Here is a 12,236-nt window from a genome sequence, read left to right on the forward strand (position 1 = left end):
GATCCCGCCCCACGCGGGTCCACCCCGTGAACGGCTAGCGGGCATCCACCCTTTTTGTCTACGCTTTGACCACATGCGGTCACCCCGCGTGTGGCGCGTCCGGCGGTACCCGACCCCATCAGCCACGACGCGATCCACCTCGGCCAGCGACGGAGCGCCATCCGCCGACCGGCGCTCCCGCGACGCTCGCCCTCCCGTCCCCGGACCCGCCTCCACCCCGTGTCCCACGGAGCGAACGCGAGGTCTCCCCCGCCCACCCACACATTCGTTACGATGCGACCGAGTGGCACCTTCGGCGCGGGACGCCGCTCCCGTCCCGAAGGACCCACATGCGCAGAACCGATGGAGCTTGCTCAGTGTCCCATGCCCTACCTCGGTCGACCACGACCGTCGCCCTGTTGGCGGACATCCCGAGCACGGGCCACGTGGGCGAGGTCCGGGCACGACGGTTCCCGATGCACGGCGACGGTATCGGCGAGCGCAGTGCGGCGTTCGTCGCCTTCGCCCGCGAGGAGGTCGCGGCGGGCCGCAAGGTCGTCGCCCTCCTACCCGCCTGGCAGGCCGCGGACGCCGAACGGGCGGTCAACTTCGCCCGTGCGTCCCTGCGCACCGACCACGTCGCCGGGATCACCGTCGATCTCTCCCCCCTGGCCCTGTCCCTGATCGCCGACCAGCTCGCCTATCTCGCCCCCTACCTCCCCCCGGGGATGGTCGCCGCGCTCTGTGCGGAGCTGCCCCGGCACGTGCTGGCCGGAGCGTGGCTGCGCACCGTCTCCGGCCTGTCCACCATCCCCACGTCCTTACGGCAACATGTGGGGTCCTTCGCCCCGTCGGTGTCCTTCCTCGCCTACTGCGCGCCCACCCCCCGGGTGGGACGCCTACGCCCCGCCGACGTCGCGAGCGGTCTCCCCTTCCGGCCCGTCCCACCGGTCCAGCTGCTGTGCTCCACCCCCGACCCCGGGATCACCGGAGTCTTCGACGACCACCTCCCCCCGGCCATCCAGCCGGTGGCCACCCGGTCCCTGCCCGCCCAACCGCTCGGCCCCACCTACTGGGGCACCGGCAAGTACGTCGAGTTCGTCGCGTTGAGCGCCCACCCCCAGGCCCTCGCCTACGCGGCCAGCGCGATCCGCGCCAGCGCCTGCTCGTGGTGCGGCGAACCCATGGCCGCGGAGCGCTGCCCGTTCTGCTCCGCCACCGCGCTCCGTGCCCCCTCACCCCAGACGTCCCCCAGACCCTCGGCCCCGCCCACGCACCACCCCCCGCCACCGGGGAACCGACCCACCGGTGAGCCCCCGTTCGAGGACCAGGCGCCCCAACCCGACACCCCGAGCACCTACTCCCGCTAGCGCCCTCCCCCGCACGCGCGGACCGCCCACGACCACACAGGAAACGGAACGACTCCTATGAACCCCCGTCAGCGACGAGGCGTCCTCCTCATGATCGTGGCGGCGATCGGTGCCGTCGCCGTGTTCGCCTCCGTGTTCACCTACCTCACCTCCCAACAGGAGCGGCTGGGCGACACCGCGACCGTACTGCGACTGGCGGAGGACGTGGGCGCCTACCAGCCGATCGGCGAGGACTCCGTCGAGCGCGTCCAGGTGCCCAGCGTCTACTTCGATCCGGAGGTCTTCATCACCGACCTCGGCGAGATCGAGACCCCCTCCGACCAGCAGCTGGTCGCGGCCTCGTTCATGGAGGCGGGCGTCTTCCTCCAGCGCGGCATGGTCATGCCCCAGCCGACCCTGACCACGGGCGAACGGGAGATCGCCATCATGGTCGACGCCGAGACGGGCGTGGCGGGCAAGGTCCAGCGCGGCTCCATCGTGGACATCTACGGCACGTTCGAGGCGCGTGACCACGGCGAGGCGTGCGCGGTGCGCGTCATCACCGAGGTCGAGGTCCTCGACATCGGCGAGCTGCGCACACAGGAGAACGCGGCCGGCGGCGTCGCCGGGGTCGTCCCGGTGACCTTCCGGCTGGAACCTCAGGACGCGCTCCAACTCGCCTACGCCGAGGACTTCTCGACCAAGCTGCGCCTGGCCCTGGTCAGCCCCGACGGCGGAGGCACACCGGGCGAGGCCGAGTTCTGCAGCGGCGACTTCGCCGACATCGTCGGCACCCGGGAGCAGGAGGACGACACCACCACGACGAACCAGCGGCGCGCGCCGCGGGGGGAGTAGACGTTGAGCTTCCGAGTCCTGGCCGGGATGCCCAACTCCGAGGCGGAGATGGTCCTGGCCGCGCGCTTCGAGGAACTGGGCACCGCCGATCTGGTGGCCACCCGGCCCACCACGTCCGCCCTGCTGGACGCGGCCGGCGAGTTCCCCGAACTCGACGTCGTCCTGGTCCACCAGGACCTGGGCCCGGCGCCGGTGTTCGACGCGATACGGGACCTGTCCCACCGCCACCCCCAGCTGGCGATCCTGCTCGTGTCCACCACCATGGACCCCGACACGTTCACCGGCGCCATGGAGGCCGGAGCGCGCGGCGTGCTCTCGGAGGACGCCGGCATCGCCGAGCTGGAGTCCCGCGTGGCCAAGGCCGCCGAGTGGTCACGGACGCTCCGCCGCCATCTGGAGTCGGCCTCCCTCGACCTGCCCGCGTCGGGCGTGCGCGGCCGCATCGTCACGGTCAGCGGAGCCAAGGGCGGGGTGGGCACCACCACCTGCGCGGTGCACCTGGCCATGGCGTCCGCCGGGGCGGGGCGGGTGGTCTGCCTGGTCGACCTCGACCTCCAGACCGGTGACCTGCCCGCCTTCCTCAACCTGCGGCACCGGCGCTCGATCAGCGACCTGGTCGACGCCGGAGACGACATCACCCCGGGCATGCTGTCGGAGACCCTGTACGTCGACCCGCGCGGCCCGCACGTGCTGCTCGCCCCCGAGCACGGAGAGCGCGGTGAGGACGTCGACGCCCGGGCCACCCGACGGGTCCTGTCGGCCCTGCGCTCCCGCTACGAACTGGTGATCGTGGACTGCGGGTCGATCATGAACGAGGCCACGGCCATGGCGGTGGAGCTGGCCGACACCGCCGTGGTCGCCGTCACCCCGGACGTCCCGGCGATGCGCGGCGCCCAGCGACTGATGGCGATGTGGGATCGCCTGCAGATCCGCACCCAGGACTCCGTGTTCTCCCTGGTCACCCGGCACAGCCGCAGGAACGAGGTGCAGCCGGACTTCCTGAGGCAGCTCATGGGCACACGGGTCCTGCGCACCCCCGTCCCGGCCAACTACCGCGCGTTGGAGCCGGGCGAGAACAACGGCGACCCGACCAAGGTCACCGACGAGGCGCTGCGCAGGGCGTTCGCGCGCCTGGCCGGAGAGCTGAACCTGCTCAACGCGCCTGACGGGGGCACAGGCGGCGGGAAGGGCGGGGTTCCCGTCCAGCCCGGCGGAGTAGGCGCCCCCGTGCGTCCCGTGCGCCCCTCCAGGGACGGTTCCCCCTCCACACGCGACGTGTCCGGCTTCCTCAACGCCACGACACCCGACACCGCGCGGTCCCCGTCCGGGGGCCACCCGGCGCCGCCGGGGGTGTCGGGGAACGGCTACCGTCCCGGCTCCGGGGTGCCCGGAGGATCCGGTGGGTTCCGTGGGTGACGTAGCGGTCGGCCCGGGTGGTCAGGGGGGTCGACGTCGAGGACAAGCCGACCGTCCCCGGCGGCACCGCGCGTGGTGCCGCCGGGGACGGCGTCGGGCGGAGGCCGGTGCGCACCCGCGCCACGGTGCGGACGAACACAGGAGCAACGGCCGAACGCAAGCCGGTGCGCGCCCACGCCAGAGTGCGTGTGTTCGACGGAGGGCGGAGAGCGGTGCGCGCCCGCGTCGCGGCGTGGACGGTCGCGCGCGCCGTGACGATCACGGCGGCGTCATCGTGGAGTTCGCCGCCGTCGTGCCGTTCCTCATGCTGGCCCTGGCCCTGGTGTGGCAGGTACTGCTGCTCGGGATCACCTCCATGTACGCCTCGCACGGCGCGGCCGAGGCCGCCCGTCAGGCGGCGGTGACCCCCGACGACCTCGAACGCATCGACGCGGAGGCCCGGCGGCGGGTCCAGTCCCCGTGGAACGGGGAGGACGTGCTCACCGTGGCCATCGTCGAGCGGGACGGCGCCCGGTACGCCCAGGTCACCATGGCGATGCCGGTGTTCCTGCCGGGGACGGACGGCCCCTGGGACGTCACCGCCGAGTCCCGGGTCGTGACCGAGGTCGAGCCCATGGGGGTGACACCGTGATCCGGGCGTCCGCGCGGGCACGGCGCCCCCCACCCGCGCGGATCGCGGGGACGGCCACCGGCCCGTCGTCCGCGCGGGCACGGCGCCTCGTTCTGGGAGACCGGCCCCGCCGCGACTCCGACCGGGGCGGACCGCTCCTGGAGTTCGCCGCCATGTTCCCGATCCTGCTCCTGGTCTGCGTCATGGCGATCGAGGTCTTCCTGGCCTTCGTCGCGGTCGAGCGACTGGAGTCGGCGGCCCGTGCCGGGGCACGCGTGGCCGGCGCCGAACAGTTGGCCGGGGCCGAGCGGGCGGCCCGCGCGGCGCTGCCGACGTGGCTGGACGACGCGACGATCACCAGCGGCACCAACGACAGCGACGGCTACTACGTGGAGGTCTCGCACCCGGTCCCGATCGTGTTCTCGTCCGTGGGCTTCGACCTGACGCTCACCCGCCGCGTGGACATGCCCAATGTCTGACTGGTGCCCGGCACGCGGCCGCCCCGCCGCACGGAACCCCCAGGGAAGGAGTGGAGAGCCGTGGGTCTGAAGGACCGGCTCGAGGAGGACCGCGCCAATGAAGGGCGCGGCGACCGCGGGAGCGTGACGCACTGGCGGCGGCGCCTGCTCGAGGAGATCAACCTCGAGGACCTCACCCGCCTGACCCTGGCGCAGCGCCGCGTGCGGCTGGAGAAGGTCGTCGGGCACATCCTCTCCCGCGAGGGGCCGGTGCTGTCCGACCGCGAGCGGTCGCTGCTCATCCGGCGGGTGGTCGACGAGGCGCTCGGGCTGGGTGTGCTCGAACCGCTGCTGGCCGACGAGACCGTCACCGAGATCATGGTCAACGGCCCGGACAACGTGTTCATCGAGCGCGCGGGTCGGATGCAGCGGGTCGACGCCGCGTTCAACGGCGAGGAGCAGCTGTACCAGACCATCGACCGGATCGTCTCCCTGGTCAACCGGAGGGTGGACGAGTCCTCTCCGATGGTGGACGCCCGCCTGCCCACCGGCGAGCGGGTGAACGTCATCATCCCGCCGCTGTCCCTGTCCGGGCCCATCCTGACCATCCGCCGGTTCCCCAAGCCCTACCCCATCGACGAGCTGGTCCGCATGGGGAGCCTGGACTCGGCCACCGGCATCCTGCTGTCCGCGATGGTCCGGGCCCGATTCAACATCGTGGTGTCGGGGGGCACCGGCAGCGGCAAGACCACCTTCCTCAACGCCATGTCGGCGTTCGTGCCGACCAGCGAGCGCATCGTCACCATCGAGGACTCGGCCGAGCTCCAGCTCATGCAGGACCACGTCGTACGCCTGGAGTCGCGTCCGGCCAACATCGAGGGCCGGGGCGAGATCAGCATCCGCGACCTGGTCCGCAACGCGCTGCGGATGCGGCCGGACCGGATCATCGTGGGCGAGGTGCGCGGCGCGGAGACCATCGACATGCTCCAGGCGATGAACACCGGCCACGACGGGTCGCTGGTCACCGTGCACGCCAACTCCGCTCACGACGCGATCCACCGCCTCCAGACCCTGGCGACCCTGGGTGAGGGCCTGGTCCCCTACGACGCGATCCGCGACCAGATCAACAACGCCGTGGACGCCATCGTGCACCTGGGCCGGTGGCCGGACGGATCGCGCCGGGTCAACGAGGTGTCCGTGGTCTCCTCCCGAAGGCGCGAGGAGTTCCGGTTGGACACCGTCATGAAGTTCGAGGCGCTGCCGATGGCCGCCAACCGGGCGGTCGAGGGCGAGTTCCGGCACCTGCCGCTGCCCCGGCACGTCGCCGGGCGGATCTACCAGGTGGGCGAGAGCGTCCCGGCCGCGTTCGGCGTGGTGCCCGACGACCGCCCCAGGGGCGAGCGGTGAGCCGCCCCGCGCTGCCCGCCCGGGCACACGCGTCCCGTCCACTCCGAAGGGAGCCCCGGTGACCTGGCAGTTCCTGGCCATCCTCGGTGGGTTGGCCATCGTGCTCGCGCTGGCGCTGTGGGCGCTGTGGGAGTTCGTGGCCAGCGCCGAGACGCGGCGGCTGATCGCCGAGCGCAGCGCGCTGGCCCAGGCCGAGTACGAGGCGTCGACGCTGTCGGCGCGGTTGGACCTGGCGATCCACCGCACGCAGTGGGGCGCCCGGCTGTACCGGCGGATCAACCGCTCCGGCGCGCAGGTGCGGCTGTCGACCTTCGTGGTCGCCCTCGTGGGCGGTTCGCTGCTCGCCGTGATCGTGGTCTGGCAGGTGCTGGCCCCCGTTCTCGGACTGCTCGCGGCGGGCGGTGTGGCGTTCCTGTTCTTCTCCTACCTGAACCGGGCCGAGGCCAAGCGGCGCGAGGAGTTCACCGCGCAGCTGCCCGACGTGGCGCGGGTGCTGGGCAACGCCACCTCGGCGGGGCTGGCGCTGCCGACGGCGGTGTCGATGGCCGCCGAGGAGCTGGACGGCCCCGCGGGTGAGGAGTTGGGCCGCATGGCCGAGTCGATGAAGGTGGGCGCGAGCTTCGAGGAGGCGGTCTCCGAGCTGCGCGAGCGGATGCCGTCACGGGAGCTGGGTGTGCTGCTGTCGACGCTGGTCGTCGCCTCCCGCTCCGGTGGCTCGCTGGTCACGGCGCTGCGCAACATCTCCAGCACGCTGGAGAACCGCAAGGAGACACGGCGCGAGGTGCGGACCATTCTCAGCGAGACGACGAGCACCGTCTGGGCTCTGGGGTTCATGTCGGTGGGCGCCCTGTTCATGATCAACGCCATCGAACCCGGGATCCTGCGGACGATGACCACCTCCCCCTCGGGGGTGGCGGTGCTGCTGGTGGTGGCCGCTCTGTACACCGTGGGCTTCCTCCTGGTCGCCCGGATCACCAAATTCGACCTGTAGAGGGGCTGTCCGATGAGTGGCGTGTACTCCCTGGTGCCCTTCGCCGCGGCGCTGGCGTCGACGCTCGTGGTGCTGACGGCCTGCTACGGCGCGTACCTCACGCTGTCCCAGACCCGGGTCCGGGTGGACGACCCCACCGCGCTGGTACCGCGCGCCCGGCCGGACCGGACGTTCGTGCTGCACCGGATCACCGAGGCGATCGGGCGGCCGTTCTCCCGGTCGGTGCTGGCCTCGCTGGGCGAGCGGCGACGCGCGTCGATCAACGAACGGATCGACACCGCGGGCCGTCCCGAGGGGCTCACGGTGGAACGCTACGTGCGGCGCAAGATCGGCGAGGTGGCGCTGTACGGCGGGGTCGGCGTGCTGATGCTGCTGTCGGGCAACGCCCTCATGGCACTGATCGTGTTGGCGTTCGCCGGGCTGACCGACCTCAACCTGTACCTGGAGGGGCAGGAGCGCTCGGACCGGGTGCAGTCCCAGTTGCCGGACTTCCTGGACGTGCTCGCGGTGACGGTGAGCGCGGGTATGTCCTTCCGTGCCGCGGTGGCGCGGGTGGCCGAGTCGATGCCCGGCGTACTGTCCGACGAGTTCTCACTGGCGCTCCAGCAGATGGAGCTGGGGACCTCGCGCCGGGAGGCGTTCGAGGCCCTGCGCAGACGTAACCGCAACGAGTCGCTGAGCAAGTTCGTGACCGCGATCCAGCAGGCGGAGGAACTGGGCGCCCCGCTCAGCGACACCCTGGTGGACATCAGCCAGGACATGCGCCGGGCCGACGCCCAGTACATGCGGCGCAAGGCCCAGCGGATGAACCCGAGGGTGACGATGGTGACCGCGGTGACGCTGTTGCCGGGCCTGTTGATCCTCGTCGTGGGCTCCATGTTCCTGGGCACCGAGGTCAACCTCGGCGCGATCCTCGGCGGGTGACCGCGTCCCCCGCGCGACGGTCGCGCGGGGGACGCGGTCACCGGAACCGGTCCTCCGTGATCACCGGGCGGGGGCCGTCGGCGGGAACGGGATGGCCGCCAGGGTCGGGAAGAGTTCGGTCTCCTCGTAGTCCAGATGCGTCTCCAGTTCCTCGGACATCCGGTCCAGCTCGGCGCGGAACCGCACGGGATCGGCCGCGGACAGGTCCCCGAGCAGCGCCTCCAGCTCCCCTCGGAGCCGTTCGACCGTGCGGTGTTCGGCGCGCAGGCGCTCCAGGGCCTCCTTCAGCCGGGGGTCGCTCCTCTCCAGGTGGGGGAACATCGTCTCCTCGCCGTCGTGGTGGAAGCGCAGGGACTCGCAGAAGGCCAGGCAGTGCTGACGCAGTTGGAGGCTGAGCCCCAGCGGCGCCGACCCGCCGTTCTCACGGTCGGCCAGGTACGCCTCGGCCTCGGCCCTCACGTGGGCGAGCTGGGAGCGCAGCCAGGTGTGCACCTCGACGAGCTTGTCCGCGAGGGTGGCCACCTCCCCCTCGGCGAACGGGCGCTCCAGGGCCACGACCGGGATCACGCGGTCCGTCCGGGCCTGGTAGTCCCCGTAGCCGGGAACCCGGGCGACGATCTCGGCGAACGCCCGGTCCCGTTCCTCCCCCTCCAGGGGCACGGCGACGACACCGAACTCCTCGGTGCCCAGTTCCACCCGCACCATCGGGTGGGCGAGCACGTTGTGGTACCAGTCGGGATGGCGGTCGGCGCCGGCCGCCGAGGCGACGACGTACAGGCGGTCCCCGACGCGCACGAAGCCCAACGGGGTGGTGTGCTCCCGGCCGGACCGGGCTCCGACCGAGGTGAGGAGCAGCAGGTCGCCGCCCTCGAACATGCCGCCGACGCGGCCGCCGTTGGCGCGGAACTCCTCGATGACGGGGACGTTGACGTCGCTGACGCGGGGTTCGGATCGGACCTGGGGGTTCTGTGACATACGGATCTCCTTCGACGATGGTGGTGCGGTGCGGCGACCATCCCCGAAGACGCCCTCGGCACCCCGGGCGCACGGGTCGCGGGGCAGGGCCGTCCAGGGCCGGAGCACCCGTGCGGCTGAGCCGGGCGGGTCCGGGTGGACGTGACAGGGATCCGGGCATGCCGGTGACGGTTCGGGGAGGTCGCGAGGGTCGACGTCATGGGCGTGGCGATGGCCTACGCCGCCGGGACGGACCTCAGACGCTGTACGCGCTGTGTGCTCTGCTCACGGCTGGCTCCCCAGAACTCAAGGTGCCTCCATACCGTCCGACCGGCCCACTGCTCTCTGGTCGGCGGCACGTGACACGGCGGGCAGCCTACCGGACGAGGAGCGGGTAGGGCCAGCCCCACCCGAAAGCGGCTGCCCAGCCGGATGGGACGCCGTCGTCCCGCTCCGTAGCGTTCCCCGGGAACGGTTCGAGCGGAAGGACGACACCATGAACCGCACCCCTCCGGATGTCCGGACGCCCCCCCTCCCCACCCCGCGTGCTCGCCCCCGACCTCGCCCGGGGTTTCATGCTGCTGTTCATCGCGTTGGCGAACGCCCAGTTCTTCCTGACCGGAACCGACCTGGTGCGCTCGGCCGCCGACCAGGCGGTGGCGTTCGTGCAGGGCGTGGCGGTGAACGGACGCGCGATCCCCCTCTTCGCGTTCGTGTTCGGGTACGGCATGACGCAGATCCTGGCCCGGGTCCAGGGCAGCGGCGGCGGGTGGGTCCGGGCACGGGTCCTGCTGCGCCGACGCGGCTGGGTGATGCTGGCGATCGGTTTCGCGCACGCCGTCCTGTTCCTGCCCGTGGACATCGTCGGCACCTACGGACTGACCGCGCTGCTCTTCGTCGGAATGCTCCGGGTGAGGGACTCGGTCCTCCTCTGGACGGCGGGGTCGATCGCCGTCCTCACGACCGCCGTCACGACGGTGGTGGCCCTGCTGGTGTCGTCGGGCGGAGAAGGGGCGTCGATCGCTCCCCCGTCCCTGACCCAGGAATCGTTCTGGATCGCCGCCGGTGAACGGATCCAGGAGTGGCTGCTCTACACGCCGCTCACGATGCTGCTGGTCACCCTGCCGATGATCCTGGTCGGCATGTGGGCGGCGCGGCACCGTGTGCTGGAGGAGCCGGGCGCGCACCTCGGCCTGCTGGCGCGCACGGCCGTGGTCGGTCTCGGGATCGCGGTGGCCGTCGGGCTACCGGACGCCCTGGTGACCGCCCAGCTGGCACCGGCTCCGTCTCCGTTCACCACGGTGATGCTCGCCGCGGCCCATGACACCGCCGGTTGGGCGGGCGGGCTGGGATGGGCGTCCGTGATCGCCCTGGTCGCGTGGCGGATCGGTGAGCGTCGCGGCCCGGTCGTGTCCGCCGTGGCCGCCGTCGGCGAGCGCTCGCTCACCTGCTACCTGCTCCAGTCGGTGGCGTTCACGCTGGTGTTCGCCCCCTACGGCCTGGGCCTGGGCGCGACGCTGAACTACACGGGAGCGGCGGTGGTGGCCGTCGGCACGTGGCTCGGAACCGTGGTCCTGGCGTGGGCCCTGCACCGGGCGGGCAGGCGCGGTCCCGCCGAGGTGCTGCTGCGTCGCCTCACCTACGCCCGGACGGCACACGTTCCGAGTCAGTGAACGGGAGGGGTGCGGCATCCCCCCAGGGGTGCCGCACCCCTGGTGCCGGGGCCGTGGGCTAGGAGACCGCCTCGGCGGCCTCCTCCGGGCTCCGCGCGGCCTTGCGGTGACGCCTGCGGAGAACGACGAGGCCGACGTAGAGGCTGACCAGCATGACGACGCCCATGAAGGCGAGCATGCCCAACGCGCCCACCTGGGGACTGACGATCAACGGGATCGCCGCCGCGGTGATCAGACCGCCGCCGAAGAACGGCTCGAAGATCAGCTGCTTGTAACCGAACGCCGGGTAGGCGGGGGTGCGCATCTCCGGGTCCACCACGCGCATGAGCACGAGACCGGTCGCGGTGACGCCGAGGGACTGGCCGAATTCGCCGATGCCCCGCTCGAACCAGTGGGTGGGCATCATCCGCGGGGCCAGCACCAGGAAGGCGAACAGGCACCACAGCAGACCGGCGATCGTGAGCAGGGCGAACGCGAGGAAGTTCTCGGCGATCGCGCTCAGCGAGAGTGTGGCCATGGCCGCGATGACGAGGAGGTCCAGGGACAGCCCCTGGATCCGCTCGATCGTGTGGTGGTCGACGATGCCGTTGCGGTCGAACCGGTCGATGAACAGCTGGAGCACGATGCCGCCGATCATCGCCATCGGGAAGAGCGGCACGTAGGCCATGATCTCGATCTGGTCCGCCCACAGGACCTGCTCCAGGGCTTGGAGGCCCATGAGGAGTAGTTGGCCGATGAGTACGGCGAGGGCGATGAGGCCGAAGTGCAGGGTGAGGGGGTCCATGGAGGACGGGTGGATCGTCATGATCGACCCTGAGGTGCGCTTGTCCCGCTCGACCAGACCCGCCTGCTCGTTGCTGGTCCCCTTGGTCTGCGAGCTGATCACGGTCGTCTTGCCGCGCCGGGCTCCCCAGTTGATGAGGATGACGCCGACGATGATGCCGGACAGGAGTCCGACGGTCGCCATGCCCAGGGCGAGGTCCTGTCCCTCGGCCCAGCCGACCTCCGCGAAGGTGTTCCCGAGCCCGGCCGCGGTGCCGTGTCCGCCGATGAAGCCGATCTCGATGAGTGCTCCGGCGACCGCGGGAACGTCGAGGAAGGGCACGAGGACCAGCAGGGCGAGCGCGATGCCGATGACGTACTGGCCGCTGGCGACGGTGACGCCGAAGGCGAGGTTGGGCCCGGCGAGGCTGGCGGCGTCACGCAGGCGGGGCATGCGTTTGCCCAGGAAGAGCCCGGCGAAGACCACGGAGATCAGCAGTCCGGGCAGGGACGACCACACCGCCATCACGTCGACGCCGAACAGCCCGCCCTCGGCCGCGCGCCCGGTGAGACCGACCGCCACGCCGCGGTCGGCGAGCAGCGCCATGAGTCGCCCGAAGACATCCGGACCAAGGAGCAGAGCGATCCCGCCGCCGATGATCGACCCGGGCAGATACAGCCTCTGCGTCAGCTTCCACTTGACCCGGACGAGCTTCGAGACCAGCAGCAACACCCCCAGCAGGAGGAGTGCGAGGCCAATGGTGTCAGGGGACATCTCTACCTCTCATGGTTTCACGTACCGCGCGAGGAGGTGGGAGTCCGGCGCCGCCGTGGGGAACGGACAGGCGCGTCGGTCCG

At 71.7% G+C, this 12,236-nt stretch carries 11 protein-coding genes; 9 read left to right on the forward strand and 2 right to left on the reverse strand.

Features of this window, described 5'->3' with window-relative positions; genetic code table 11:
- The first annotated feature begins 356 nt into the window (after positions 1-356).
- From AB0I72_RS20385 to AB0I72_RS20420, 8 genes are all read left to right on the forward strand, one after another.
- Positions 357-1,349, forward strand: coding sequence for a hypothetical protein (locus tag AB0I72_RS20385; protein ID WP_358570906.1), 993 nt, complete (start codon positions 357-359; stop codon positions 1,347-1,349).
- Positions 1,350-1,406: 57 nt separating this feature from the next.
- Complete coding sequence (gene cpaB, locus AB0I72_RS20390) at positions 1,407-2,183, forward strand: Flp pilus assembly protein CpaB (RefSeq protein ID WP_358570909.1); 777 nt, start codon at positions 1,407-1,409, stop codon at positions 2,181-2,183.
- Positions 2,184-2,186: 3 nt separating this feature from the next.
- Positions 2,187-3,599, forward strand: a complete 1,413-nt coding sequence (locus AB0I72_RS20395) for an AAA family ATPase (RefSeq protein WP_358570912.1) — start codon at positions 2,187-2,189, stop codon at positions 3,597-3,599.
- Positions 3,600-3,873: 274 nt separating this feature from the next.
- Positions 3,874-4,230 carry a pilus assembly protein gene (locus AB0I72_RS20400; RefSeq protein WP_358571223.1) on the forward strand — a complete coding sequence of 119 codons (357 nt, stop codon included), beginning with the start codon at positions 3,874-3,876 and terminating at the stop codon, positions 4,228-4,230.
- 92 nt (positions 4,231-4,322) lie between these two features.
- Positions 4,323-4,688 (forward strand): TadE/TadG family type IV pilus assembly protein, encoded by a 366-nt coding sequence (locus AB0I72_RS20405; RefSeq protein WP_358571226.1) that lies wholly within the window; start codon positions 4,323-4,325, stop codon positions 4,686-4,688.
- Between the two features lie 60 nt (positions 4,689-4,748).
- Positions 4,749-6,074 carry a CpaF family protein gene (locus AB0I72_RS20410; RefSeq protein WP_358570915.1) on the forward strand — a complete coding sequence of 442 codons (1,326 nt, stop codon included), beginning with the start codon at positions 4,749-4,751 and terminating at the stop codon, positions 6,072-6,074.
- A gap of 58 nt (positions 6,075-6,132) precedes the next feature.
- Positions 6,133-7,065 (forward strand): type II secretion system F family protein, encoded by a 933-nt coding sequence (locus tag AB0I72_RS20415; RefSeq protein WP_358570918.1) that lies wholly within the window; start codon positions 6,133-6,135, stop codon positions 7,063-7,065.
- Between the two features lie 12 nt (positions 7,066-7,077).
- A complete protein-coding gene (locus AB0I72_RS20420; RefSeq protein ID WP_358570920.1) occupies positions 7,078-7,989 on the forward strand; it encodes a type II secretion system F family protein in 912 nt (303 codons plus the stop codon).
- A 60-nt stretch (positions 7,990-8,049) separates the two neighbouring features.
- Here AB0I72_RS20420 and AB0I72_RS20425 read toward each other — a convergent pair whose 3' ends face one another.
- Positions 8,050-8,964, reverse strand: coding sequence for a nitroreductase/quinone reductase family protein (locus AB0I72_RS20425; RefSeq protein WP_358570923.1), 915 nt, complete (start codon positions 8,962-8,964; stop codon positions 8,050-8,052).
- Between the two features lie 524 nt (positions 8,965-9,488).
- Between AB0I72_RS20425 and AB0I72_RS20430 the strand changes: the two genes are divergently transcribed.
- Positions 9,489-10,616 (forward strand): DUF418 domain-containing protein, encoded by a 1,128-nt coding sequence (locus tag AB0I72_RS20430; RefSeq protein WP_358570926.1) that lies wholly within the window; start codon positions 9,489-9,491, stop codon positions 10,614-10,616.
- 58 nt (positions 10,617-10,674) lie between these two features.
- On the opposite strand, the gene AB0I72_RS20435 is transcribed toward AB0I72_RS20430, so the two are convergent.
- Positions 10,675-12,153 (reverse strand): sodium:glutamate symporter, encoded by a 1,479-nt coding sequence (locus AB0I72_RS20435; protein ID WP_358570929.1) that lies wholly within the window; start codon positions 12,151-12,153, stop codon positions 10,675-10,677.
- Positions 12,154-12,236 lie beyond the last annotated feature (83 nt).

It is taken from the genome of Nocardiopsis sp. NPDC049922 (assembly GCF_040660275.1).
In the GTDB taxonomy this organism is placed as follows: domain Bacteria; phylum Actinomycetota; class Actinomycetes; order Streptosporangiales; family Streptosporangiaceae; genus Nocardiopsis.